Origin of the sequence: Candidatus Pantoea formicae (genome assembly GCF_011752625.1) — a bacterium.
In the GTDB taxonomy this organism is placed as follows: domain Bacteria; phylum Pseudomonadota; class Gammaproteobacteria; order Enterobacterales; family Enterobacteriaceae; genus Pantoea; species Pantoea formicae.
On the sequence record NZ_VWXD01000005.1, the window covers coordinates 14,318 to 39,671 of the forward strand.

21 protein-coding genes and 1 pseudogene are annotated in these 25,354 nt (G+C 52.2%); 17 read left to right on the forward strand and 5 right to left on the reverse strand.

Annotated features, from left to right (window positions below; genetic code table 11):
• Positions 1 to 108 precede the first annotated feature (108 nt).
• From ndk to F3J38_RS15855, 10 genes are all read left to right on the forward strand, one after another.
• Positions 109 to 540, forward strand: coding sequence for a nucleoside-diphosphate kinase (gene ndk / locus F3J38_RS15810; protein WP_007884899.1), 432 nt, complete (start codon positions 109 to 111; stop codon positions 538 to 540).
• Positions 541 to 727: 187 nt separating this feature from the next.
• Entirely contained in the window at positions 728 to 1,897 is a 1,170-nt protein-coding gene (gene rlmN, locus F3J38_RS15815; protein ID WP_034825665.1) for a dual-specificity RNA methyltransferase RlmN, read from the forward strand.
• 77 nt (positions 1,898 to 1,974) lie between these two features.
• Positions 1,975 to 2,709: a type IV pilus biogenesis/stability protein PilW gene (gene pilW / locus F3J38_RS15820; RefSeq protein ID WP_167139976.1), complete on the forward strand. Its 735-nt coding sequence runs from the start codon at positions 1,975 to 1,977 to the stop codon at positions 2,707 to 2,709.
• The gene (rodZ, locus tag F3J38_RS15825; RefSeq protein ID WP_167139978.1) at positions 2,699 to 3,712 is read left to right on the forward strand and encodes a cytoskeleton protein RodZ; all 1,014 of its coding nucleotides are present in this window, start codon (positions 2,699 to 2,701) and stop codon (positions 3,710 to 3,712) included. Before pilW ends, rodZ begins: the two co-directional genes overlap by 11 nt.
• A 38-nt stretch (positions 3,713 to 3,750) precedes the next feature.
• Positions 3,751 to 4,872 (forward strand): flavodoxin-dependent (E)-4-hydroxy-3-methylbut-2-enyl-diphosphate synthase, encoded by a 1,122-nt coding sequence (gene ispG / locus F3J38_RS15830; RefSeq protein ID WP_039329846.1) that lies wholly within the window; start codon positions 3,751 to 3,753, stop codon positions 4,870 to 4,872.
• Between the two features lie 106 nt (positions 4,873 to 4,978).
• A complete protein-coding gene (gene hisS, locus F3J38_RS15835; protein WP_167139980.1) occupies positions 4,979 to 6,253 on the forward strand; it encodes a histidine--tRNA ligase in 1,275 nt (424 codons plus the stop codon).
• A 39-nt stretch (positions 6,254 to 6,292) separates the two neighbouring features.
• Positions 6,293 to 6,910: a YfgM family protein gene (locus tag F3J38_RS15840; protein ID WP_167139982.1), complete on the forward strand. Its 618-nt coding sequence runs from the start codon at positions 6,293 to 6,295 to the stop codon at positions 6,908 to 6,910.
• A 19-nt stretch (positions 6,911 to 6,929) separates the two neighbouring features.
• Positions 6,930 to 8,111 (forward strand): outer membrane protein assembly factor BamB, encoded by a 1,182-nt coding sequence (gene bamB / locus F3J38_RS15845; protein ID WP_167139984.1) that lies wholly within the window; start codon positions 6,930 to 6,932, stop codon positions 8,109 to 8,111.
• 177 nt (positions 8,112 to 8,288) lie between these two features.
• Positions 8,289 to 9,782, forward strand: coding sequence for a ribosome biogenesis GTPase Der (gene der, locus F3J38_RS15850; RefSeq protein WP_167139986.1), 1,494 nt, complete (start codon positions 8,289 to 8,291; stop codon positions 9,780 to 9,782).
• 409 nt (positions 9,783 to 10,191) lie between these two features.
• Positions 10,192 to 12,630, forward strand: a complete 2,439-nt coding sequence (locus F3J38_RS15855; protein ID WP_167139989.1) for a glucose/quinate/shikimate family membrane-bound PQQ-dependent dehydrogenase — start codon at positions 10,192 to 10,194, stop codon at positions 12,628 to 12,630.
• Between the two features lie 87 nt (positions 12,631 to 12,717).
• Here F3J38_RS15855 and F3J38_RS15860 read toward each other — a convergent pair whose 3' ends face one another.
• From F3J38_RS15860 to xseA, 4 genes are all read right to left on the reverse strand, one after another.
• Entirely contained in the window at positions 12,718 to 12,900 is a 183-nt protein-coding gene (locus F3J38_RS15860) for a con-10 family general stress protein (RefSeq protein ID WP_045814915.1), read from the reverse strand.
• 104 nt (positions 12,901 to 13,004) lie between these two features.
• Complete coding sequence (locus tag F3J38_RS15865; RefSeq protein ID WP_167139991.1) at positions 13,005 to 13,331, reverse strand: protealysin inhibitor emfourin; 327 nt, start codon at positions 13,329 to 13,331, stop codon at positions 13,005 to 13,007.
• Positions 13,328 to 14,341 (reverse strand): M4 family metallopeptidase, encoded by a 1,014-nt coding sequence (locus F3J38_RS15870; protein ID WP_167139993.1) that lies wholly within the window; start codon positions 14,339 to 14,341, stop codon positions 13,328 to 13,330. Before F3J38_RS15870 ends, F3J38_RS15865 begins: the two co-directional genes overlap by 4 nt.
• Before the next feature lie 47 nt (positions 14,342 to 14,388).
• Entirely contained in the window at positions 14,389 to 15,762 is a 1,374-nt protein-coding gene (xseA, locus tag F3J38_RS15875; RefSeq protein ID WP_167139995.1) for an exodeoxyribonuclease VII large subunit, read from the reverse strand.
• 169 nt (positions 15,763 to 15,931) lie between these two features.
• Here xseA and guaB point away from each other — a divergent pair, with 169 nt between their 5' ends.
• A complete protein-coding gene (gene guaB / locus F3J38_RS15880; protein WP_167139997.1) occupies positions 15,932 to 17,398 on the forward strand; it encodes an IMP dehydrogenase in 1,467 nt (488 codons plus the stop codon).
• A gap of 72 nt (positions 17,399 to 17,470) precedes the next feature.
• Positions 17,471 to 19,051, forward strand: a complete 1,581-nt coding sequence (gene guaA, locus F3J38_RS15885) for a glutamine-hydrolyzing GMP synthase (protein WP_167139999.1) — start codon at positions 17,471 to 17,473, stop codon at positions 19,049 to 19,051.
• Positions 19,052 to 19,532: 481 nt separating this feature from the next.
• Here the strand turns inward: guaA and F3J38_RS15890 are convergent, their stop codons facing one another.
• The gene (locus tag F3J38_RS15890) at positions 19,533 to 20,147 is read right to left on the reverse strand and encodes a Shedu anti-phage system protein SduA domain-containing protein (protein WP_167140002.1); all 615 of its coding nucleotides are present in this window, start codon (positions 20,145 to 20,147) and stop codon (positions 19,533 to 19,535) included.
• Between the two features lie 861 nt (positions 20,148 to 21,008).
• On the opposite strand from F3J38_RS15890, the pseudogene F3J38_RS15895 reads away from it, so the two are divergent.
• The 5 genes and pseudogenes from F3J38_RS15895 to F3J38_RS15915 form a co-directional block, all read left to right on the forward strand.
• Positions 21,009 to 21,158 (forward strand): annotated as a pseudogene (locus F3J38_RS15895) (tyrosine-type recombinase/integrase); the annotation flags it as partial.
• Positions 21,159 to 21,214: 56 nt separating this feature from the next.
• The gene (locus F3J38_RS15900; RefSeq protein WP_167140004.1) at positions 21,215 to 22,984 is read left to right on the forward strand and encodes a hypothetical protein; all 1,770 of its coding nucleotides are present in this window, start codon (positions 21,215 to 21,217) and stop codon (positions 22,982 to 22,984) included.
• Positions 22,985 to 23,109: 125 nt separating this feature from the next.
• Positions 23,110 to 23,292: a hypothetical protein gene (locus tag F3J38_RS15905; RefSeq protein WP_167140006.1), complete on the forward strand. Its 183-nt coding sequence runs from the start codon at positions 23,110 to 23,112 to the stop codon at positions 23,290 to 23,292.
• A gap of 174 nt (positions 23,293 to 23,466) precedes the next feature.
• Positions 23,467 to 24,345: a DUF5677 domain-containing protein gene (locus tag F3J38_RS15910; protein WP_167140008.1), complete on the forward strand. Its 879-nt coding sequence runs from the start codon at positions 23,467 to 23,469 to the stop codon at positions 24,343 to 24,345.
• A gap of 126 nt (positions 24,346 to 24,471) precedes the next feature.
• The gene (locus F3J38_RS15915; RefSeq protein ID WP_167140010.1) at positions 24,472 to 25,248 is read left to right on the forward strand and encodes a DUF3750 domain-containing protein; all 777 of its coding nucleotides are present in this window, start codon (positions 24,472 to 24,474) and stop codon (positions 25,246 to 25,248) included.
• Positions 25,249 to 25,354 lie beyond the last annotated feature (106 nt).

Below are 25,354 nucleotides of genomic sequence, written 5' to 3' on the forward strand. Positions count from 1 at the left end.
ATTCCACCAATCGGCAATAGGCAACGCCCGATGATGTCCCTATAATCGGCGCGTTTTCTTACCGGGAGCGAGTTCCCGGTTTCTTCAGGATGCTAACTAGAGGTCATCATGGCAATCGAACGTACTTTCTCCATCGTTAAACCAAACGCCGTCGCTAAGAACGTGATTGGTGCTATCTACAACCGTTTCGAAAGCGCAGGCTTCAAAATCGTTGGCGCGAAAATGCTGCACCTGACCAAAGAGCAGGCTGAAGGCTTCTACGCTGAGCACAAAGGCCGTCCATTCTTCGATGGTCTGGTTGAGTTCATGACTTCTGGTCCAGTGGTTGTTTCTGTTCTGGAAGGCGAAAACGCCGTTCAGCGTCACCGTGACCTGATGGGCGCAACTAACCCAGACAACGCGCTGGCCGGTACTCTGCGTGCTGACTACGCAGACAGCTTCACCGAGAACGCGACCCACGGTTCTGACTCTGCTGAGTCTGCAGCACGTGAAATCGCTTACTTCTTCGCTGAGAACGAAGTCTGCCCACGCACTCGCTAAGTGCGTTGCTGCCGATGCGGATAAACGTCTTTACACCTTTTCAGCATAGGTAAAGTCGTTCCCCTGGCATCATGCAGCAGATGTAGTACAATAATGCGCCCTTGTTGAGCCCGTCTCAGCGAGGGCGCTGTTTTTTTCCTATTCTTAACCAGAGCCGTAACGTGTAACAACGAGGCCAGAGAACATTATGTCCGAACAGATTGTGACGCCGTCGTCCGCTTCCCCCGTGGTTGTTTCCCCAAAAAACGAAAAAATTAACCTGCTGGATCTTAACCGTCAGCAGATGCGCGAATTCTTTTTAGAGATGGGTGAAAAGCCGTTCCGCGCCGATCAGGTCATGAAGTGGATGTACCATTACTGCTGCGATGATTTCGAGCAGATGACTGATATCAACAAAGTGCTGCGTGGCAAATTGATGCAACGCGCTGAAATCCGTGCGCCGGAAGTAGCGGAAGAGATGCGTTCCAGCGATGGCACCATTAAATGGGCGATTCGCGTCGGCGATCAGCTGGTCGAAACCGTGTATATCCCGGAAGCCGACCGTGCAACGCTGTGTGTCTCCTCGCAGGTAGGTTGTGCGCTGGAGTGCAAATTCTGTTCGACAGCGCAGCAGGGCTTCAACCGTAACCTGCGCGTTTCCGAAATCATTGGTCAGGTATGGCGCGCGGCGAAAATTATCGGTGCGGCGAAAATTACCGGCCAGCGTCCGATCACCAACGTGGTGATGATGGGCATGGGCGAGCCATTGCTCAACCTCAACAACGTGGTGCCAGCGATGGACATCATGCTGGACGACTTCGGTTTTGGTTTGTCTAAACGTCGCGTGACGCTGTCAACCTCGGGCGTTGTGCCGGCGCTGGATAAGCTGGGCGACATGATCGACGTGGCGCTGGCGATTTCGCTGCATGCGCCGAACGATGCGATCCGTGACGAAATTGTGCCAATCAACAAAAAGTACAATATCGAAACCTTCCTGGCGGCGGTGAAACGCTACATCGGCAAATCGAATGCCAACCAGGGGCGTGTCACCATTGAGTACGTGATGTTGGACCACATCAATGACAGCACCGACAACGCGCATGAGCTGGCAGCGCTGTTGAAAGAGACGCCATGCAAAATCAACCTGATTCCATGGAACCCCTTCCCGGGTGCGCCTTATGGCCGTAGTTCGAACAGCCGCATTGACCGTTTCTCGAAAGTGTTGATGGATTACGGTTTCACCACCATTGTGCGTAAAACCCGTGGCGACGATATCGACGCTGCTTGTGGTCAGTTAGCGGGCGATGTTATTGACCGGACCAAACGCACACTGCGTAAGAAAATGGCGGGTGAAACCATCTCTGTGAAGGCGCTCTGAAACCCTGCGCCTGGTGATATTCACCGGGCCTAAGCCATGACAGTCTCTCTACTCGACGACTCCAGGGAGAGACTGAAATGCTTAAAGGATTATCTGCGGTGGTACTGGCGAGCTTTGTTGTAACTGGGTGTGTCAACTCACCCCCTCGGCAAAGTGCAGCAGACATCCGGCTACAGCTGGGTATGCATTACCTGGCGGTGAAAGATTATGGCGCTGCGCAGCGTAATTTATTGCGCGCAGCGTCGTCTGCACCGCGAGACTATCGTGTACCTTTGGCGCTTGCGCGACTGGCGCAGGCGCAGCAGAATAGCGCGCAGACAGAATGGCACTACCAGCGCGCTCAGCAGTTAGCACCAGCGAATGGCTACGTCGCTAACAATTACGGTGCGTTTCTCTGCGGTTTAAGGCAGTATGACGAAGCGCATCAACAGTTTAAGCTGGCGATGGCCGCGCAGGAAATGGATGCCCGTCAGGATGCATTGCTGTTTTCGGGCTATTGTTACCTGCAGGCAGGGAAGAGCTCAGCAGCGCAGGAATCATTAAGTCGTGCGCTTAAAGCCGCACCGGAGCAGGGCAGTCAACTGCTTACGGAAGTGGAAAGGCGGCTTGAACAGCAGGACCCTACATCGGTTTCGCTGTTGTTAGACCTTTACCATCAGCATCTGCCCGCAACGGCAGAGAGCTTGGGGTTACAGATACGTTTCGCCGCGCAACAGGGAAACGCTGCTGACGTTACACGTTATGGCGACCGGTTGGCGCGAAGTTTTCCACAATCGATACAGTACCAGCGTTATTTTGCTAATGAATACTGAAGCCACTCAAGAGAATTCTGCAGTACATTCCACAGGTGAACGCCTGCGTCTGGCCCGTGAGCAAATGGGGCTGACACAGCAAAACGTCGCTGAACGCCTGTGCCTGAAACTTTCCACCGTACGAGACATTGAAGAGGATAAGTCACCGGCTGATTTAGCTTCGACGTTCTTGCGCGGTTACATTCGTTCTTATGCTCGTCTGGTGCATGTGCCGGAAGATGATCTGTTGCCGATGATGGCGAAACAGGCGCCGGTGCGCGCGGCCAAAATTGAGCCGATGCAGAGCTTCTCGTTAGGTAAGCGCCGTAAAAAGCGTGATGGCTGGCTGATGATTTTCACCTGGTTGGTGATTTTCGTGGTTATCGGCCTGACCGGCGCATGGTGGTGGCAAAATCATAAAGCGTCTCAGGCGGACTTGGTTTCCATGGCCGACCAGAATGGCAGTAGTAATGATAACAGTCAGTCGATTCCCTTAGGTGACAGTAGCACCGACAGTGCAACGGACACCGACACCAATGCAGCGGGCACCCCGATAGACAATGGCGCGGGTGCGGTGGCAACGCCTAACACCAGCAGTAATGCGACCACTGCTCCAGCAGCCAACAGCGCGACCAGCAGTGATAACGCAGTGGTTTCACCCAGTCAGGCGCCGATTGATAATGCACCACCGGCTGCGACTTCACCGGCACCTGCTAACAGTGTCCCTGCGGGTCAGATGCCGACAGGCAATGCGGCCGTCAGCCAACCAGCGGGCGATCCAAATGCCATCGTGATGAACTTTAAAGCGGACTGCTGGTTAGAAGTGACTGACGCCACCGGCAAGAAGCTGTTCAGCGGACTGCAACGTAGTGGTGGTAAGCTCAGCCTGTCCGGAACGGCTCCGTATCGTCTGAAAATTGGTGCTCCGAGTGCGGTTGACGTGCAATATCAGAATCAGCCCGTTGATTTAAGTCGTTTTATCCGTAATAACCAGGTTGCCCGTCTGACGCTGGGTGCGCAATAACGCGCAGCGCGCTTTCCGGGTAATTGTGGAGAGAGAATATGCATAACGAAGCACCCATTATCCGTCGCAAATCAACACGGATTTACGTCGGCAAGGTGCCGGTTGGTGATGGTGCGCCCATTGCCGTTCAGTCAATGACCAACACCCGTACCACGGATGTGGAAGCCACGGTCAACCAGATCCGCCAGCTTGAGCGTGTCGGGGTGGATATCGTGCGTGTTTCCGTTCCGACTATGGATGCGGCTGAAGCGTTCAAACTGATTAAGCAACAGGTCAATGTGCCGCTGGTGGCGGACATTCATTTTGACTATCGCATCGCGCTGAAAGTTGCCGAGTATGGCGTTGACTGTTTGCGCATCAACCCCGGCAATATCGGCAACAATGAGCGTATCCGCCAGGTTGTGGATTGTGCTCGTCACTACAACATTCCTATCCGTATCGGCGTTAACGCCGGTTCACTGGAAAAAGATCTGCAGGAAAAATACGGTGAGCCAACGCCGCAGGCGCTGCTCGAATCCGCTATGCGCCATGTTGATCACCTTGATCGCCTCAACTTTGACCAGTTCAAAGTGAGTGTGAAAGCTTCTGACGTTTTCCTTGCTGTCGAATCCTACCGTTTGCTGGCCAAAGCCATCGATCAGCCACTGCATCTCGGTATTACCGAAGCGGGTGGCGCGCGTGCTGGTTCAGTAAAATCAGCGATCGGTCTGGGCTTGCTGCTGGCAGAAGGGATTGGCGATACGTTGCGTATCTCGCTGGCGGCGGATCCGGTTGAAGAAGTGAAAGTCGGTTATGACATCCTGAAATCGCTACGCATTCGCTCACGTGGGATTAACTTTATTGCCTGCCCAACCTGTTCGCGTCAGGAATTTGATGTGATCGGTACAGTGAATGCGTTAGAAGAGCGCCTTGAAGACATCATCACCCCAATGGATATCTCGATTATCGGTTGTGTGGTGAATGGCCCAGGCGAAGCCACAGTGTCTACCATGGGCGTCACCGGTGGCAGTCGTAAAAGTGGTTTCTATGAGGATGGTGTGCGTCAACGTGACCGTCTCGACAATGACAACATGATTGACCAGCTTGAAGCACGTATTCGCGCTAAAGCTAGCATGCTGGATGAGAGCCGCCGTATTAACGTGCAGCAACTCGAAAAATAAGGGATGGTGCGCGTCCGCCGCGCGCCAGTTTGTGATTGAACCTGTGCGGTTTCATCCTCATAAGGTATGATGCCGGACAGGTTTTTTTGTATTAAGAGATTCTAACGTGGCGAAGAATATTCAAGCGATCCGTGGGATGAATGACTACCTGCCGGCGGATACCGCGATCTGGCAGCGTATTGAGGGCACCCTTAAGCAGGTGCTGGCCAGTTACGGCTTTAGTGAAATCCGCTTGCCGATTGTAGAGCAGACACCGCTGTTTAAACGCGCCATCGGTGAAGTCACCGATGTGGTTGAAAAAGAGATGTACACCTTTGACGACCGCAACGGTGAAAGTCTGACCTTGCGCCCGGAAGGCACTGCGGGCTGCGTGCGTGCCGGTATCGAGCATGGTCTGCTGTACAATCAGGAACAGCGTCTGTGGTACATCGGTCCGATGTTCCGCTATGAGCGTCCGCAGAAAGGCCGTTATCGCCAGTTCCATCAGATTGGTGCAGAAGTGTTTGGCCTACAGGGGCCGGATATCGATGCAGAACTGATCATGATGACGGCGCGCTGGTGGAAAGCTTTAGGTATTGCCGACCACGTGAGTCTGGAACTCAACTCTATCGGTTCACTGGAAGCGCGTGCCAATTACCGCGATGCGCTGGTGGCCTTCCTTGAGCAGCACAAAGATAAGCTGGATGAAGATTGCAAACGTCGCATGTACAGCAATCCGCTGCGTGTGCTCGATAGCAAGAATCCCGATATCCAGCTGTTACTGAACGATGCCCCAACGCTGAATGAGTATCTCGATGAGGACTCGCGCGCGCACTTCGACGGGCTGTGCAGCCTGCTGAACGACGCCGGTATCGCTTTCACTGTCAATCAGCGTCTGGTGCGCGGTCTCGATTATTACAACCGCACCGTGTTTGAATGGGTGACCAACAGCCTGGGCTCGCAGGGTACCGTTTGTGCCGGTGGGCGTTACGATGGTTTGGTTGAGCAGCTCGGTGGCCGAGCCACGCCAGCCGTTGGTTTTGCCATGGGACTAGAACGTTTGGTGTTGCTGGTTCAAGCCGTTAATCCTGAATTTGAACCGACGCGTATTGTTGATGTCTATGTTATCGCTTCGGGGCAGGGCGTTCAGTCCGCCGCGATGCAACTGGCGGAAAACCTGCGTGATGCTGACCCAACGCTGAAGCTGATGACGAACTTTGGTGGCGGTAACTTCAAGAAGCAGTTTGGCCGTGCAGACAAGTGGGGCGCACGCATTGCGCTGGTGCTGGGCGAAGACGAAGTGAAAGCGGGCCAGGTTGTTGTGAAAAATCTGCAAACCGGCGATCAACAGACCATCGCTCAAAACGAAGCCGCTGCGACGTTGCGCGCGCTGCTGCAGTAAACGCAGCACTGCAACAGCCATTTAAAGGAGAAGGATTGCGTGGAAGTTTACAGCAACGAAAACGAACAGGTTGACGCACTGCGTCAGTTCTTTGCCAATAACGGCAAAGCGCTCGCGGTAGGCGTGATCATCGGTATTGCGGCGCTGGGTGGCTGGCGTTTCTGGACCAGCCATCAGGACGGTGCGGATAAAGCGGCATCGGCGCAGTATCAGCAACTGACCACCGCGATGCAGGCAGATAAGCCGCAGACGCTGGAAGCAGTAGCTAACTTTGTCAGTGAAAACAACAATACTTACGGCGCACTGGCCTCGCTGGATTTGGCGAAACAGTACGTTGAAGCCAATCAGTTAGACAAAGCCATTACGCTGTTACAGAGCGGGCTGAAAGATACCAAAGATGCCAACCTGCAGGCGGTAATTAACCTGCGTCTGGCACGCATTCAATTGCAGCAAAACCAGGCCGATGCCGCACTTTCTACTCTTAACAATGTTAAGGGTGATGGCTGGACAGCCATCATTGCGGACATTCGTGGCGAAGCACTGCTGAGCAAAGGCGACAAGCAGGGCGCACGTGATGCCTGGAGCAAAGGGGCTGAATCGCAGGCCTCTCCTGCGCTGAAGCAGATGCTGCAGATGAAGATGAATAACTTAAGTTAAGCCAGTCAAGAGAGCGCACATGGAATTACGTAAATACCTGCTGCCAGGGCTGATTTCAGTCACTCTGCTCAGCGGTTGCTCGCTGTTCAGCGGCGAAGAAGATGTAGTGAAAATGGCCCCGCTGCCGAAAGTGGAAAACCAGTTCACGCCACAAACCGCCTGGAGCACCTCTGTGGGTGACGGCGTTGGCGATTTCTATTCCAATCTGCATCCGGCCTGGCAGGACGGCACTGTCTATGCGGCTGATCGTTTTGGTGTAGTGAAAGCACTGGATGCCAGCAACGGTAAAGAGAAATGGAAAGTTAACCTCTCTGAGAAAACCGGTTTCTTCTCGAAGAACATTTCTGCACTGCTCTCTGGCGGTATTACCGCGACCAGCGATCGTATCTACATCGGCAGCGAACGCGGTCAGGTATTTGCACTGAACAACAGTGATGGCAGCATCGCCTGGCAGACCAAGGTTGCCGGTGAAGCCCTGTCTCGCCCAGTCGTCAGCGATGGTCTGGTACTGATTCACACCAGCAACGGCATGTTGCAGGGACTGGATCAGAGCACCGGTGCCATTAAGTGGAGCGTCAACCTGGATATGCCTGCGCTGTCATTGCGCGGTGAATCTGCACCGACCGTAGCATTCGGTGGAGCAATTGTTGGCGGCGACAACGGTCGTGTCAGCGCGGTGATCCTGAATCAGGGGCAGTTGATTTGGCAGCAGCGTATTTCGCAGCCGAGCGGTGCGACTGAAATTGATCGCTTGAGCGATGTCGATACCACTCCTGTTGTGGTGAACGGCGTAGTTTACGCGCTGGCTTACAACGGCAACCTGACTGCGCTGGAACTGCGCTCAGGCCAGATTTTGTGGAAACGCGAAATCGGCGGCGTAAAAGATATGGTGGTTGATGCGGGTCGTATCTATCTGGTCGATCAAGATGACCGTGTGATTGCACTGAATGCCGACGGTGGCGTGGCCATCTGGCGCCAGAGCGATCTGTTGCACCGTAATCTGACCTCACCTGTGCTGTTCAATGGTTATCTGGTGGTGGGTGATAGCGAAGGCTACCTGCACTGGATTAATACCCTTGATGGGCGCTTTGTGGCACAGCAGAAACTGGACAGCGATGGCTTCCAGACTGACCCTGTGGTCGCAGGTGACAAGCTGTTGATTCAAGCGAAGGGCGGCGAAGTTTACGCCATCACGCGTTAAAATCTGGCCCTGCAAGAACCTGTTTCTTGCTCGCTTATGCGGCTCCTGATTCGTCAGGGGCCGTTTCGTTTTTTGTCAGGCATGGTATTCTTTGCGCCTTCAGCCTGACGCCTTCTGGCAAATGTCGTTATAATCACGCCATTCGGGCGATTTATTTTCAAAACTGAGGCAAGTGTTATGGTACCTGTGGTCGCGCTGGTTGGGCGTCCCAATGTGGGAAAATCTACGCTATTTAACCGCTTAACGCGCACTCGTGATGCGCTGGTAGCGGATTTTCCTGGACTGACTCGCGATCGCAAATATGGTCGCGCCGAAGTGGAAGGGCGCGAATTTATTGTTATTGATACCGGTGGTATCGATGGCACCGAAGAAGGCGTCGAAAACCGCATGGCAGAACAGTCGCTGTTAGCGATTGAAGAAGCGGATGTGGTGCTGTTCTTGGTGGATGCGCGCGCCGGTGTGATGCCCGCCGATCAGCAGATTGCTAATCACCTGCGTTCGCGCGAAAAAGCCACCTTCCTGGTCGCGAACAAAACTGACGGTCTGGATCCTGACGCAGCAGTGTTGGATTTCTATGCGCTGGGCTTAGGCGAAATACACCCGATCGCGGCTTCCCACGGTCGCGGTGTGAATAACCTGCTTGAAGCTGCACTGCTGCCTTGGATGGAGGAAGCGGTTCCAGAAGTTGAGCTGACGGAAGAAGAAGAAAACGCCGCTTACTGGGCCGCGTTAGAAGAAGAAGAGGACGAGAAGGCGCTGGCGGAAGAGGAAGAAGAAAACTTCGATCCGACCACCTTGCCGATTAAGCTGGCGATCGTTGGCCGTCCTAACGTGGGTAAGTCCACGCTAACTAACCGTATTCTTGGCGAAGACCGTGTTGTGGTGTTCGACATGCCAGGTACCACGCGCGACAGCATCTACATCCCGATGGAGCGTGACGAACGTGAATACGTTCTGATCGACACTGCGGGTGTGCGTAAGCGCGGAAAAATCACCGAAACCGTTGAGAAATTCTCCGTCATCAAAACGCTGCAGGCTATCGAAGATGCCAACGTGGTGATGCTGGTGATTGATGCGCGTGAAGGCATCTCCGATCAGGACCTGTCGCTGCTTGGTTTTATCCTGAACAGCGGTCGCTCATTGGTGATTGTGGTCAACAAATGGGATGGCATGACGCAAGAAGCCAGAGATGAAGTCAAAGAGATGTTGGACTTCCGCCTGGGCTTTATTGATTTTGCACGCGTGCACTTCATCTCTGCACTGCACGGCAGCGGCGTCGGCAACCTGTTTGAATCGGTCACCGAAGCCTATGACTGTTCCACCAAGCGTGTGGGCACCGCCATGCTGACCCGCATCATGACCATGGCCTCCGATGATCACCAACCGCCACTGGTGCGTGGTCGTCGTGTGAAGCTGAAGTATGCCCATGCCGGTGGTTACAACCCACCGATTGTGGTGATTCACGGTAACCAGGTGAAGGATCTGCCCGATTCTTACAAACGCTATCTGATGAACTACTTCCGTCGATCGCTGAACGTGATGGGCACGCCGATTCGTATTCAGTTCAAAGAAGGCGATAACCCGTATGCGGGTAAGCGCAACCTGCTTACCCCAACGCAGCAGCGTAAACGTCAGCGTCTGATGTCGCACTTGAAGAAAAATAAGCGTTAAGCAATGAGGGCCCTGATGGGCCCTTTTTTATTGCCGAAACTTTTTCTTTCCCCCTGCTTTGAACATCATATACATCAAAAAATACACTTTTTTATAACATCTTATTTATTAGCGATTTAAGTACCAATTTGTAGCAAAAATGCTATTGCCCAGTAACTCTCTCGTTATTGATATTCACTTTCGCATGTACCAGGTGGTACAATTCTGCCGCCTTGTAGCGAGAATCACTCTCATCTGCGATGTGTCCTCGCTCACAAGCGCCGTATCACGGGCATTGCACCCGTACCAATAGATATAAAATAAAGCGTAACGGATTGGTTCCTGTCCCCCATCGTTGGCAGGAGCATTGTCACCGGCTGCCAATGGCTTACCGGCACCAGCGCGTTATTTTTTCAGGAGAGTTTTTGTTATGGCAGAAAATTCCGCTCGCCCCTGCAAAGGGTTGAGTATCTGGTCTGTATTGTTCGGGCTGGTCCTGCTGGCTGTCGGTCTGTTCTTTGCGATCGGCGGTGGCAAGTTGGTCGCTCTGGGCGGCAGCTGGTACTTCCTCATTTCCGGTATTGTGATGTTACTGTCGGCGATTCAGTTCTTCCGCCGCAAATCATCTGCTGTACCTCTGTTTATCCTGGTCTTCGTTGGCACCCTAATCTGGGCACTGTTCGATGCGGGCTTCCATTTCTGGCAGCTGGTTTCACGTCTGATGGTACCAGCGGGCCTGATGCTGCTGGCATTCCTGACCTGGCCTGCTCTGCGTAAGCGTGAAGGCAAAAGCTCACTGGCTAAAGTCTCCTATGTGCTGTCAGCGGTTATTGCAGTGGGTATGGTGGCGACTTTCGTGCAAATGTTCCAGCCGCACCCAACCGTCGCTTTCGAAGGCAAACAGCTGCCGCTGATTCCGGTGGACAAGTCTAAACCACAGCAGGACTGGAGCAGCTACGGCCGCACGCCTGAAGGTGACCGTTTCGCGGCGATCGACCAGATCACCCGTGACAACGTGAAAGACCTGCAGGTTGCATGGACCTTCCACACTGGCGATACCCCAATCAGCCCAACCGGTAACGGAGCGGAAGATCAGGAAACGCCACTGCAGGTGGGCAACACCCTGTTCCTCTGCACCCCGCACAACAACGTGATTGCGGTTGCCGCAGACACCGGTAAGCAGATCTGGAAGCGTGAAATCAACGCACAGGCTGAAGTGTGGAATCGTTGCCGTGGTCTGGCGTACTTCGATGCGACCAAGCCAGTTCAGCAGCCAACGCAGCCTGGCTCAACGCCGGTTCCTGCGCCAGCTCTGGCGGCAGGTGATACCTGTCAGCGTCGTATTCTGATGAACACCATCGATGCGCGTCTGATTGCGATCAACGCTGACAACGGTGAGTTCTGTGAAAACTTCGGCGACCACGGTGTAGTTGACCTGAAAAAAGGCCTTGGCGCTGCGCCAGACCCGCAATATCAGCTGACCTCTGCGCCACAGTTGGCGGGCACCACGGTTGTGGTGGGCGGTCGCGTCGCGGATAACGTGCAGACCGATATGCCTGGCGGTGTACTGCGTGGTTTCGACGTGATCACTGGGCAGATGCGCTGGGCGTTTGACCCGGGTAATGATGATCCAAATGCTATCCTGATGCCGGGTAAAAACTACACCCGTAGTACCCCGAACTCATGGGCACCAATGTCTTACGATCCGGCCATGAACACCGTGTTCTTGCCAATGGGTAGCTCGTCTGTTGACCTGTATGGTGCGGACCGTACCAAACTGGATCACACTTACGGTGCATCAATCCTTGCACTGGATGCGACCACCGGTAAGCAGAAGTGGGTTTATCAGACCGTACATAACGATCTGTGGGACTTCGACCTGCCAATGCAGCCGAGCCTGGTTGACTTCCCAATGAAGGATGGCACCACCAAGCCTGCTGTGGTTATCGGTGCGAAAACCGGCATGATTTGGGTGCTGGATCGCCTGACCGGCAAGCCTTTGACCAAAGTCGAAGAGCAGCCAATGCCACAGGGCCACATCCCGAACGAGCAGTACACCAAAACGCAGCCGCATTCAGTGGAAATGCCTAACATCGGCAACCAGAAACTGACCGAGTCTGACATGTGGGGTGCTACGCCGTTTGACCAGTTGGTGTGCCGTATTGCCTTCAAAGGCATGCGTTACGATGGCCTGTTCACCGTACCGGATACTGACAAGTCACTCAGCTTCCCAGGTTCACTGGGTGGTATGAACTGGGGCAGCATCTCGTTCGACCCGAACAACCAGTACATGTTTGTTAACGACATGCGTCTGGGCCTGTGGGTACAGATGATTCCTCAGGACACCACTAAGTCTGCTGCCAGCAACGGCGGTGAAGCGATTAACACCGGTATGGGCGCAGTTCCACTGAAAGGTACCCCTTACGCTGTTAATAAAAACCGCTTCATGTCTCCACTGGGTATTCCGTGCCAGGCACCACCGTTCGGTACGCTGTCAGCCATCGACATGAAAACCCGTCAGATTGTTTGGCAGGTGCCAGTTGGTACCGTGCAGGATACCGGTCCATTTGGTATTAAGATGCATGCACAGATGCCAATCGGTATGCCAACGCTGGGCGGCACCTTGGCAACTCAGGGTGGCCTGGTGTTCATCGCCGGTACGCAGGATTACTATCTGCGCGCTTTCGATAGCTCAACCGGTAAAGAAGTATGGAAAGCTCGTCTGCCAGTCGGTAGCCAGGGCGGCCCAATCAGCTACGTTTCGCCGAAAAATGGCAAACAGTACATCCTGATCTCCGCAGGTGGTGCACGTCAGTCACCAGACCGTGGTGATTACGTGATTGCTTACGCGCTGCCAGACAGCAAGTAAGCCTCAGTAAGAAGAAAGGCCGACATCATGATGTCGGCCTTTTTTATTAACCATCCGTGGCGTACTTCACTCCTTAAGGTACCTTATTTACTGCTGCTTGGAGGGGCGACGGCTTTTTTGACCTCCTTTTCTTCCAGCTTCCCTGGCTCTTTCAGGATCGTTTCTGAAATTGCCCCCACTGACTTTGCCGCCAGCACTGCCGGCTTCCCTGGCACGCTCTGGGTCCTCTGCAAAGTTCCCAGCACCGCCTCGTTGCTTCTTTTGTGTCATAGCAAAGACCTCATCTAAGGGTGTTTTCTTCGACGTGGACTAGCTAGCCACTTAATGAGTATAGTCAGTAAGTTACAGTCTGCTTTGGGAGATCTCTGAGAATGTTACTGGCCGTCACGCCATAAGGCCTCTAATTCTGGCGATGCCACTGTCTCAGGAATCAAAATCACGATGGAACCCGCTTCATGATGGGTGGCGTAGGTGATTTGAATGCGAAAATAGCGCTGATCGCCGCGTCCAAGATTGGCCGCTTGATCTTCCGGTTCGCCCAGTGGCAGCGCTTGTTCGAGAACGTTACACACTCGCTGTTTTTGCGGCTCCGGTAGTTGGGCCAGGGCAAAGCGGCGTTCGCCACGCAGATTGGGGATAAAGGCGATGCCGCCTTCACGCGCCAGTTCAATGATGGCGTCATCAGTGAGTTGGATGTTCATTTTACGCCTACCTGCTGCCAGGCGGATTGAATCGCCTCCGCCACCGAACGGTTAAATCGCTTACCACCATGTTCGACAGTAAAGCGGGCAAAGATGCTGAAATCGGCATCCTGCGGCAGCGTCTTGTCGCAGAGAGTGTCGTACCAGGCGTGGCCCGCTAACTCCCAGGCAAAGCCGCCTAGTGCTTTAGCGGCGAGATAAAATGCACGGTTAGGAATGCCAGAATTGAGATGGACACCGCCGTTGTCATCGCGGGTTTCGATGTAATGATCCATATCCGCCGGTTGCGGATCCTTGCCGAGTTTCGGATCGTCGTAGGCCGTGCCAGGTGCGGACATGGAGCGCAGTCCACGGCCTTTAATCCCGGATGCTAACAAGCCCTCACCAATCAACCAGTCAGCCTGATCGGCCGTTTGCTGCAGATGGAACTGTTTCACCAGCGAGCCGAACACATCAGACATCGATTCATTCAATGCACCAGACTGCTGGAAATAAACCAGCCCGGCCTCGTTCTCGGTCACGCCGTGGGTGAGTTCATGCGCGACCACATCCAGCGCAATGGTAAAGCGGTTAAAAATCTCGCCATCGCCGTCACCAAACACCATCTGCTGACCGTTCCAGAAGGCGTTCTGATACTCTTTGCCATAATGAACCGTACCGTCGAGCTTTAGGCCTTTGTTATCCAATGAATTGCGCTTGAAGATTTGCCAGTAGAAATCGTAGGTGATGCCGAGATAATTCCAGGCCTCTTCGGCCGCTACATCACCATTACCCGGCTGGCCTTCATCGCGGATTAAGGTGCCGGGTAGATTCTGTGTGTTCTCCGCATCATAGATGGCACGCAGCACGCTGCCGGGCTGTGCGGTGGCCGCGCTGGTAGCTTTGTGGCTGTGTTCAGCCATCAGTTGCTGAACATGGGTGAGGGTGCGGCGAGCAGACGCCTGTGGTGCGCCCGAGCAGTGATCAATGATGTTGCGAAGAATATACGGAGGAATAACGCTGTAGGTCATAGTAACTCCTGGCCGTGAGGGAACATGCCAGAAGTATAGTTTTTCAGCTAGGAGCGTGCTTTTCGGGGGCGCGATTTCTGTGGCTCAAGTGCGGTCACCTGGCTTTCCACCCAGCCATCATCCAGACGGGTGCGCAGTAAATCGCCTTTATGCAATTGCTGAGTTTTCTTCACCAGCTGGCCTTGGGTATCCGTGGTCACGCTAAACCCGCGAGCCAGTGTCGCCAACGGGCTTACGCCTTCCAGTTGCGCAGCCAGCGTGCCGAAGCGTTGGCGATTGTGGTTGAGTTGCTTCTCGATGCCCTGCTGCAAACGATATTGCCACTGCTGCATCTGCTGCTGTGCGCGCAGAATGCGGCCCTGCGGCTGCTGATTATTGAGGCGCTGTAACATACGATCCTGCTGGCGATTAGCCACGCGCAGGCGCTGGTCCATCGCTTCACCGAGGCGGCGTTGCAGCTGGAACAGCGTGGTTTGCTGGCGTGCCAGACGCAGCTGCGGATGTTGTTGCTGTAAACGGTGATGCACACGAGTAAAGCGGCGCTGCTGTTCTGCCAGATAGAAATCCATCGCCATTTCCATGCGCTGCTGCTGTGACTGCAAACGGCGCAGTAGCTCCAACTGATTACGGCTCACCAGCTCTGCAGCCGCGGAAGGGGTAGGGGCACGCAGGTCGGCGACAAAATCAGCGATGGTGACGTCCGTTTCATGGCCCACGGCACTGACGATGGGCAGGCGGCTGGCAAAGATAGCTCGCGCCACGCGCTCGTCGTTAAAGCTCCACAAATCCTCTAGCGAGCCGCCGCCACGGCCGACAATCAGCACGTCACACTCATCACGCTGGTTCGCCAGTTCGATGGCGCGCACAATCGCGGCTGGAGCGTCTACGCCTTGCACTGGCGTGGGATAGATGATCACGGGCAGCGAGGGATCTCGACGATGCAATACGCGCAGCACATCATGCAGCGCAGCACCGGTTGCCGAGGTAATCACTCCCACCTGACGCGCCGGGTCGGGCAGCGGCTGTTTGAACTGCTGATCGAATAACCCCTCTGCCGCCAAACGTGCTTTTAACTGTTCGAACTGCTGCTGCAGCAGGCCTTCACCCGCAGGATGCATGCTTTCGATAATCAGTTGGTAATCACCACGCGGTTCATACAGCGTAATGCTGGCGCGCACCAAAACTTGCTGGCCATGCTGTGGACGGAAGGTGACTCGACGGTTGCTGTTGCGGAACATCGCACAGCGCACCTGAGCGCCATCATCCTTTAAGGTGAAGTACCAGTGACCGGAAGAGGGCTGGCTAAAATTTGAGATCTCAGCGCTGAGCCACACCAGGCCCATCTCATTTTCCAGCAGTTGGCGCACCGTGGTATTCAGGCGGCTGACAGTAAAAATATTGGCGGTTGGCGGTAGCGACATGTGATGTAGATCAAATTTTAAATCAGAGGGTTAATCAACCGATACTACATTGCTCACCCGAAGGATCAAGACTTTTTCCTAAAAAACACTGGAGGCAATCGATTTCGGCCTGTATAATGCCGCGGCAATATTTTATCTGTTTTAATCGCCCCCAGGTGGAGATATTGCAATGCTAAGAATCACTAAAGAAGCCCTCACTTTTGACGACGTTCTGCTCGTTCCTGCTCACTCCACTGTTCTACCAAACACTGCTGATCTCAGCACCCAACTGACGAAAAACATCCGTCTGAACATCCCTATGCTGTCTGCTGCCATGGACACCGTGACCGAAGCGGGTCTGGCGATTGCACTGGCACAGGAAGGTGGTCTGGGCTTTATCCACAAAAACATGTCGATTGAGCGCCAGGCGGACGAAGTTCGCAAAGTTAAAAAACACGAAAGTGGTGTTGTGACCGATCCGCAAACTGTTCTGCCAACCACCACGCTGGCGGCAGTGCAAGAGCTGACCGAGCGCAACGGCTTTGCTGGCTACCCAGTTGTAAACGCAGACAATGAACTGGTCGGCATCATCACCGGTCGTGACGTGCGTTTCGTGACGGATTTAAGCCAGCCAGTTTCCGCAGTGATGACGCCGAAAGAGCGTCTGGTCACCGTGAAAGAGGGTGAAGCGCGTGATGTCGTGCTGCAGAAAATGCACGAAAAGCGTGTTGAGAAAGCGCTGGTGGTGGACGATAGCTTCCATCTGCTGGGCATGATTACCGTTAAAGACTTCCAGAAAGCAGAACGTAAACCTAACGCCTGTAAAGATGCGGAAGGCCGTCTGCGCGTCGGCGCTGCAGTTGGCGCGGGGGCGGGTAACGAAGAGCGTGTTGACGCGCTGGTCGCTGCGGGCGTTGACGTTCTGCTGATCGACTCCTCACACGGTCACTCTGAAGGTGTACTGCAGCGTATCCGTGAAACCCGTGCTAAATACCCAGACCTCGAGATCATCGGTGGCAACGTGGCAACCGGTGCAGGCGCACTGGCGCTGGCGAAAGCAGGCGTGAGCGCAGTTAAAGTGGGTATCGGTCCTGGCTCTATCTGTACCACTCGTATCGTTACTGGCGTGGGTGTTCCACAGATCACTGCTGTTTCTGATGCGGTTGAAGCGCTGGAAGGTACCGGTATCCCGGTTGTGGCTGATGGCGGTATCCGCTTCTCAGGTGACATTGCTAAAGCGATCGCTGCGGGCGCTGCTGCAGTAATGGTGGGTTCGATGCTGGCGGGTACTGAAGAATCTCCAGGCGAGATCGAGCTGTATCAGGGCCGTGCTTTCAAATCTTACCGTGGCATGGGTTCACTGGGCGCGATGTCTAAAGGTTCTTCTGACCGTTACTTCCAGACTGATAACGCCGCTGACAAACTGGTACCAGAAGGTATCGAAGGTCGCGTAGCTTATAAAGGCCGTCTGAAAGAGATCGTGCACCAGCAAATGGGCGGTCTGCGCTCTTGCATGGGCCTGACCGGTTGCCCAACCATCGACGATCTGCGTACTAAAGCGGAGTTCGTGCGTATCAGTGGCGCAGGCATCAACGAAAGCCACGTGCATGATGTGACCATCACCAAAGAGTCACCAAACTACCGCATGGGTTCATAATCCCGTAAGATTCAACGCCCGGCACCCGCCGGGCGCTTTTATTATTAAGTCCATCCCAATGGAAACGCCTCAATGACGACTGAAAATATTCACAAACATCGTATTTTGATCCTCGATTTTGGTTCTCAGTATACGCAACTGGTTGCGCGCCGCGTGCGTGAGCTGGGCGTCTACTGCGAACTCTGGGCGTGGGATGTCACCGAAGAGCAGATTCGTAGCTTCAATCCAAACGGCATCATCCTTTCTGGTGGCCCGGAAAGCACCACTGAGCAGAACAGCCCACGTGCACCAGAATACGTGTTCAACGCTGGCGTGCCGGTACTGGGCGTGTGCTACGGCATGCAGACCATGGCGATGCAGTTGGGCGGCAAGGTTGAAGGCTCCAACGAGCGTGAGTTTGGTTATGCGCAGGTTGAAGTGCTGACCCAGAGCGCGCTGGTGCGTGACATCGAAGATGCCATCAGCGCTGCCGGCAAACCGCTGTTGGACGTGTGGATGAGCCACGGTGACAAAGTGACCGCCATCCCAGCAGGTTTTGAAACGGTTGCCAGCACCGAAACCTGTCCGTTCGCCATCATGGCTAACGAAGAGAAGAAATTCTACGGTGTGCAGTTCCACCCAGAAGTGACGCACACCCGTCAGGGCCTGCGCATGCTGGAGCGCTTCATCCGTGATATCTGTGGCTGTGAAGCACTGTGGACCCCAGCTAAGATCATCGAAGATGCGGTTGAGCGTATTCGTGAGCAGGTTGGCGAAGATAAAGTGATCCTCGGCCTGTCAGGTGGCGTGGATTCATCCGTCACCGCGATGCTGCTGCACCGTGCCATCGGCGATCGTCTGACCTGTGTGTTCGTGGATAACGGCCTACTGCGTCTGAACGAAGCTGAGCAGGTCATGGACATGTTTGGCGACCACTTTGGTCTGAACATCGTTCACGTTGCCGCTGAGAATCGTTTCCTTGACGCACTGGCGGGCGAGAACGATCCCGAAGCCAAGCGTAAGATCATTGGCCGCGTATTTGTTGAAGTGTTCGACGAAGAAGCGCTGAAGTTGACTGACGTGAAATGGCTGGCACAGGGCACCATCTATCCAGACGTGATCGAGTCTGCTGCATCTGCTACCGGCAAGGCGCATGTGATCAAATCGCACCACAACGTGGGCGGTCTGCCTAAAGAGATGAAGATGGGTTTGGTTGAGCCGCTGAAAGAGCTGTTCAAAGACGAAGTGCGTAAGATCGGTCTGGAACTGGGGCTGCCATACGCCATGCTGTATCGCCATCCGTTCCCAGGTCCAGGTTTGGGCGTGCGTGTCCTCGGCGAAGTGAAGAAAGAGTACTGCGACCTGCTGCGTCGTGCGGATGCGATCTTCATCGAGGAATTGCATAAAGCTGACCTGTACAACAAAGTCAGCCAGGCCTTCACTGTGTTCCTGCCAGTGCGCTCTGTTGGCGTAATGGGCGACGGTCGTAAATATGATTGGGTTGTGTCACTGCGTGCAGTAGAGACCATCGACTTCATGACCGCGCACTGGGCGCACCTGCCGTACGATTTCCTCGGCCGCGTCTCCAACCGCATCATCAACGAAGTGAACGGCATTTCTCGCGTGGTTTACGATATCTCAGGTAAGCCACCGGCCACGATTGAGTGGGAGTAGGCCCGACCTGCTAGCACCTGAAATTTGATGGATTTATCGATGACAAAGCCCGCGTGACTGTGGGCTTTTTTTATGCTGACTAAATCTGATACTTCCCGATAATTTTTCTATTGTCCTACGAGTGAGTTAACCATGCTGTAAGCATTTCGCTAAATGAGACTATTAATACAGTCAAGGAGCGTTATTCTAATACCTGGAAAAATTCCATGTGTTATGGTCAGGAAGAACTGGCCATGGCTTTAGCATTTTTCCTGAACAATCGTTCTGATTCATTTGACGTCGAACCTGCCGTTAGGACAGAGGGATAAGACGTGCGCCGGGGATGCAGCGCTGATAACTGAACCTAACCCTGGGTGATCAGGTGGGTCAAATTACAACGGCTGTTATTTTACAAAGGTGGGTCAAACTTCGACTGCTGTTGACACTGCACGGCTTTATCAAGCAGCGCCCAACGGCCGAAGGGAGCAGTGTGCACGTTGTTTTAAACATTATGGAGTCTTAGAATGCCGCCGTAATTTCCGTTGTTCTTGCTCCAACTGTCCCATGTGTCGAATGAGATTCTTAGGGACTCCTTCTCTAAGGAATGCCGCTCTTTGCTCACCAAATATTCATCTGTTGTTCTTCCGCCAATTACCATGCCCTTAAGCCAAATCTCCTTGTCTGGATCGACATGGAGAAATTTATTCGGCCCGAGGTATGAGTTGTAGATAGTTTTTCCAGATTCGACATCGCGACGAATATCATGAAACCCCCTGCGGAATAGCTCGTAGTTGTTCTCGATGGTGCGATAACGTTCCCTAACCTGCCTGGCTGCTTCGTTAATATTGGCATTTACTGAGCCATCGGCATTGAGGAAATTAAAATCGGCACCCTTTACTTCGATTATTACAACCACCATTCTCGAACGATCTGTAAAGACGACAAAGTCGGTTTTTCCAGTGATTATTGGATATTCTGAAAACGCGATGTACTCACCCGAGATCGACGATGGTGTACACGCTTCACCTAAGAGGTTCAGATTTGCCTTAATGAGTGTTTGAATTGCGTTTTCACCCGCGCCTTGTTGAATCAAAGTGTTTAGTGCGCTATGTGTCATCAGGCTGTTCCTTTGTAAATGGAAGGAGTGAATGGTTAACGTTATTTATCCAGCAAGACCTGTGGGATAATACGGACTATGCGGGATGTTCGCTTACGGTTTCCTCCTTAAAGTGGCTGGCAGTCTGGATTTGGCATCGATACACTTTGCAAAACACAGGCGCAAACCATATATGAAACCCGGCACGTCTGTTCTGCGCTGCACACGGCTTTTGGGCCAGTTGCGGGAGTGGATCCGATGCCTTTACTTTAGCATCTGCGCCGAGAGGCTGACTTCCTTTGGGGGCGTTTTTTTGTTCGGTGGCATGGCTACAATGGCGAAACGTGGCATCAGCGCGACATGGGCGCGACATGGGCGCGGCAGCCGGGGGCGGCTTTGGAACGTGTCCACGGTCTGATGCCCATCCTTTTTCCGGTCTTTCAAGCTTGTTCGGCTAATCTACTGATGTACTGCGTGAACGGCGCTGCACATGGTAATTTTCATGGTGTAGTATGCATCTGTTTTTTCATTTGATTATTTTATAAATTATTTTTTAGCTTATTGATGACTGAGTGGGAGTGACCCCGCGTCTGGGATAGACCGGCAACGAGTGGCAAGAAACACCCGGAAGCGCGAGTAATTGCTGGCTTTTTGCGTTTTCGACCCCGCACTATCTGGCAAGCTTTCGCATCGCCAAGCCCCCCATTTTTATGGCATGGTAGATGGTACGATCTGACTTTAATGCCATTTTCGGTACTCGAAACCATGTCGCTCCTAACCAGATAGGCATGGTATCTATTTAAATTAATATTTTAATTCATAATATTTTTATTGGTTTGGTGCGATGAGGGGGCCATGGTGTTTTCTAAAGGAAACCTGACCATGCTGACCGATATCATGCTGCGTAACATCAAGCCGAAAGACATGCTCTACAAAGTGAACGACCGTGACGACCTCTATGTAGCCATCACGCCTGCAGGCTCGATTTCATCCCGCTACAACTACGCGATCCACTGTAGGCAGGAGACCATCAAGCGAAGGCCATTGCTTAATCCCAGCATGCTGTCATGAATAAAGGAAATTCGACCATGAGTGAAGAGTGGATTCTACAGACCAAGGAAACCCGCAGGGTATTTTCTAACGCGGCGTGGGTTCCTTTGAGAGCGTCAGTTGAGATCAAGAAAGGGGATCTAAAAGAAGTAGGCTATGTCAGTGAATATTTCGGTTGTGGCTCTGTTGCATTCCCGCCAGAGCATCGCCAGCTAGTTGAGGAACGTCTTGGATGGAGCAACATAGGTATTGGACACACAGTCGCGCCTTATGCATACGAAGATGGATATTATGCTTCCATTGACCAATATCAGTACAACGATAAAGAGCCAATAGGTGTCAATCTAGTTTATGAACACCCACAACCTGTTGTTGGTGGTAGAAAATGGATACTGAGCCCTGATTTGGTAGTTGCGCTGCACTTGGTCAAAGAAGGGAGCAACTGGGTCAGACCTGAAGAAAATTTCATTGTGGTAGCTCGCGAAATAGTTAGTGAAGATGGCGAGTATCGTCAGATAGAAATAAAAAGAGAATTCTTACTCGACTATCTAGCGGCCAGAAATCTGTCGCTCCGCCTTTCATACTACCGACAGAGGGTAGAAAACGTCCCCGTATTCGAGGACAGCGTATATTCAAATTTGCAGCCTCACCATGAGGAAAGAGATAACGGTAAATTCACCTTAATCATTCGCAAGCTTGATGACGTCTTTGGGGGAAGCTGGGCGATGTTTCGAGCTTGGCGAACGGACGTAGATGAGGGTGAAGATGCCCCTGTGATGGGCCCTGAGAATGACTCGAACACTGACTATGAAAGTTCAAAGGGGCATCGTGGAGGCTATAAAGGTGTACGGGTAGAGGGGGAGTTTTGGCGTGAGGAATGGATAGACCACCAATCAAAAAGCCTACGCGTTCGTGGAGATGAAGATCCGAACCTCCCGCAATTCATCGTCGAAACCGATGGAACGCGAATGAGATCAGCAGAGCTTGATAACGAGGACATAGGCCGCTGGCTATGGTTTCGGATCAGCGTCGTGAATGAGCTTCTCAATAGTCGAGGATTCAAGTTGGCGTGGTACACGGCTGAAACTGGGGGTATTGATTCCACATCAGGATATAAAACGCATTTCGGGATAAACAGTTCAGATCTTATCACCGTATATGCTTATGACATCGCACGACTCGCCCCATGGGAGCAGCATGTTTGGGCAGGCCATAATGTAGCTCCTGAAGGAAAGGTTTCAAGTGAGCTGCTGGACGCGCAGGTGAGGGCTAAACCGGCATCGACATATGCGGTTGAAGAAATGTTTTTTGGAAGCATGAGGCTTTTGGAAGACGGCTTCAGGCATAAATACGAAATATCGCTGTTCACCCATGATATTGATGACTCCGAAGTAGGGCAGCAAATATCTAGGTTTGCAAGCAAAGACAGAGAGACCCTACTCAGACTAGCCAAGGACATCATTCGCGTATTCTCGGACAGGCTCAACGTAACCGAGCTACGTAAGCTTTCTACACACCAAGAGAAAGCCAAGCTCGGCTCAAACAAGTTACTACAAAGTATTTTGGCTGAAAAAATTGGAGACGATAAAGCCAAGAGAGTATTTGCTGAGATTGCCGGTGCTTATGATATGCGAGTGGGAGATGCACACCCTACAGGCTCAAAGATAACAGACGCGATCAAGCTCGCGGGCGTCGATGAAGAAGGCTCGCCATTGAGGCAAGGAGAGCAACTTATTCACAACGTTGGGCGAGCGATTTGGCACATAGGGAAATTCTTGTTCGGTGAGACTGATGAGTCGGACGAGTAGCAATGACTGCTTCTGGCCGGTTTCTGTCAGTTCTGACAAGCGGTACTGCCAGGAACATACGGATTTTTAGTGGCCTGAGCAGGCTATTCTTAAGGCTTAGGGCATTTGTGAACTATGGGGGATTGATGAAAAACCGTAGTCACGATGAGGCAATGGTCAAGCTTTTTCAGGCCAATGCATCTTATGCGGCAGAGCTGCTGGCAGAGGGTGTTCAGGATGGTAGCACGGATGAGTTGTCCACCTTGGAGAGGCAGCTATCGCTAGCGTTTGCCGCGATAGAGGTTAATTCGACTTCTTTAATTTACTAGGTATGGTATTTTTCATGGTGATTGGATTTTTTCTTGTATTAACTCATTTTTTCATTGATTTTTTATTTTCCTGTTGATGATTGAGTGGGGATGAGATTGAGCTAGATATAGTACACTAAAACCCGCATGATTGCGGGGTTTTTAATATCGTAATAGAGGAGAATTAATATAGACATGTTAAATGAATTTAGGAGTGAAAAGGGCCTCTCTGATAAGTTGGACTTATCTGATATAAAAGAATCTTTATTAGCTTGCAAAGAGGCTAATGACAAGGCTTATGCATTCATTTCTAATCTAGAATGTGATACAGAAGAAAAATCATTTTCAAACTTTGTAAGTATAAATATGATTGGTCGAGTATACGAGCAAATTGAAGGCATGCTTTTATGTATTGCAACAAAGTCATATACAAGCGCAGAAGCGATTGCCAGGGTGGTATTTGAAAGTTCAATAAATTTAATGTACATGGCATTGTGTGGGGATGAGAAAACCATTGCAGCGTTCATGTCTAAATGGGTGGTTGAACATAGGCGAAAATTAGATGAATGGAAAAAAGATATTGTAGGTAAAAGATACCAAGCACAAGTCGAAGCGTTGATTAATGAAAGAGTAAATGCTCTCCGACTATATGAAGAATATGTTGAAAAGGTCAGGGAGAAATTTGATGTTACACCAGAGCAATATAATACATTGTGGACAAATTCATTATTTAAGCGTTTTGAAGCGTTAAATAAGGAAGCAGACTACTATTCAATTTATCATCGACTAAGTGGTTCTAGCCATATGACGGCGGAAGATACAATCATGTTTATGATTTCCATTCAACTACCAGATGAAATTAGGTATAAGGTTGCTGTTGAAGCTTGTAGTTATTCAATTATGATGACCAGAATAGTTTCTTTTCAGTTCATCGAGAGTGTTGCTGCGTCTTGTATAAGACATGGTATGGCTGATATTTCAGAAATAGAAGGATTTAAGCAACTTCAAAAAAATGTTTATAATTCTATTGAAGAGATAAAAGTTGCTGCTGGGGTTCCTGATCTAAATGGGTAATGTATATTATATAAATATTTTAAGCGAAAAAAAGTATGAAGACCATGCGAAGCATAGTTAGTGAATACAAACTCTCTCTATCAATGCATGATGGCTGATGAATTGTTACTCATCAGGATGCCGTAAATGCTGCCACTGAAAGCCTTTCTCCTCTCTTTCCTCTGTATTGTGTTGCTCTCGCTGGCAGCCAGTCTGGCGCAGGCCACGCGCACCGGTGAGTTAACCAGTGAGCGTGGCGGTTGGGCGACGGCGCGACGGGATTCGGCCGGGTTAGCGCCGGACCCGCATCAATATGCCAATCTGGCTATCGTGCAGGTCTATGCCGCGCCCACGTATGGCTGGAAGGGAGCAGTCGCCGTACATCCGTGGATCATTTTTAAGCGTGCAGGGGAAACCCAGTACAACCGCTACGAAGTGATCAGCTGGGGCAGCGGCGATAAGGTACGACGCAATTCCAATCTACCTGATGGCTACTGGTACGGTGCGAAGCCGCACTTGCTGGTGGAGCATCGCGGCAAAGAGGCCGAAGCGATGATTCCGCAAATCGAAGCGGCGATAAAATCCTATCCGTGGCCGAATACCTATCACGCGTGGCCAGGCCCCAACAGCAACACTTTTATGGCACATATTGGGCGTGAAGTTCCTGCGTTAAAGCTCGATTTGCCGGCTAACGCAATTGGCAAAGATTACCGATCGTTGCTGCATCCGATTGGCTTACCCCCTTCAGGGCGCGGTGTGCAGGTTTCACTGCTGGGCGTATTGGGGGTGACGGTGGGCGCGGAAGAGGGGCTGGAAGTGAATGTGTTGGGGTTAAATCTCGGGCTCGACTTTACGCCGTTAAAGCTGCGTTTGCCGTTTATTGGCGGGATTGGGCAAGATAATTTGCAGAAAGATAATCCGTGATTGCCTGCATTCAGGTCGCGCAATAAAGTGCGTAATGCCACCCACTTAAGCCAATGAGTGCCTATTCAGCCTGGTACGCATGAATGAGCACCCTACGAAAACCGCA

Coding starts and splice junctions, on each gene's coding strand:
- F3J38_RS15865 (WP_167139991.1), bottom strand. CDS start 13,331: ATGAACATCCAACTCACTGATGACGCCATCATTGAACTGGCGCGTGAA.
- F3J38_RS15860 (WP_045814915.1), bottom strand. CDS start 12,900: ATGACACAAAAGAAGCAACGAGGCGGTGCTGGGAACTTTGCAGAGGAC.
- F3J38_RS15915 (WP_167140010.1), top strand. CDS start 24,472: ATGCTGCCACTGAAAGCCTTTCTCCTCTCTTTCCTCTGTATTGTGTTG.
- F3J38_RS15910 (WP_167140008.1), top strand. CDS start 23,467: ATGTTAAATGAATTTAGGAGTGAAAAGGGCCTCTCTGATAAGTTGGAC.
- pilW (WP_167139976.1), top strand. CDS start 1,975: ATGCTTAAAGGATTATCTGCGGTGGTACTGGCGAGCTTTGTTGTAACT.
- guaB (WP_167139997.1), top strand. CDS start 15,932: ATGCTAAGAATCACTAAAGAAGCCCTCACTTTTGACGACGTTCTGCTC.
- der (WP_167139986.1), top strand. CDS start 8,289: ATGGTACCTGTGGTCGCGCTGGTTGGGCGTCCCAATGTGGGAAAATCT.
- F3J38_RS15905 (WP_167140006.1), top strand. CDS start 23,110: ATGAAAAACCGTAGTCACGATGAGGCAATGGTCAAGCTTTTTCAGGCC.
- guaA (WP_167139999.1), top strand. CDS start 17,471: ATGACGACTGAAAATATTCACAAACATCGTATTTTGATCCTCGATTTT.
- ndk (WP_007884899.1), top strand. CDS start 109: ATGGCAATCGAACGTACTTTCTCCATCGTTAAACCAAACGCCGTCGCT.
- rlmN (WP_034825665.1), top strand. CDS start 728: ATGTCCGAACAGATTGTGACGCCGTCGTCCGCTTCCCCCGTGGTTGTT.
- rodZ (WP_167139978.1), top strand. CDS start 2,699: ATGAATACTGAAGCCACTCAAGAGAATTCTGCAGTACATTCCACAGGT.
- F3J38_RS15890 (WP_167140002.1), bottom strand. CDS start 20,147: ATGACACATAGCGCACTAAACACTTTGATTCAACAAGGCGCGGGTGAA.
- ispG (WP_039329846.1), top strand. CDS start 3,751: ATGCATAACGAAGCACCCATTATCCGTCGCAAATCAACACGGATTTAC.
- F3J38_RS15855 (WP_167139989.1), top strand. CDS start 10,192: ATGGCAGAAAATTCCGCTCGCCCCTGCAAAGGGTTGAGTATCTGGTCT.
- bamB (WP_167139984.1), top strand. CDS start 6,930: ATGGAATTACGTAAATACCTGCTGCCAGGGCTGATTTCAGTCACTCTG.
- xseA (WP_167139995.1), bottom strand. CDS start 15,762: ATGTCGCTACCGCCAACCGCCAATATTTTTACTGTCAGCCGCCTGAAT.
- F3J38_RS15870 (WP_167139993.1), bottom strand. CDS start 14,341: ATGACCTACAGCGTTATTCCTCCGTATATTCTTCGCAACATCATTGAT.
- F3J38_RS15900 (WP_167140004.1), top strand. CDS start 21,215: ATGAGTGAAGAGTGGATTCTACAGACCAAGGAAACCCGCAGGGTATTT.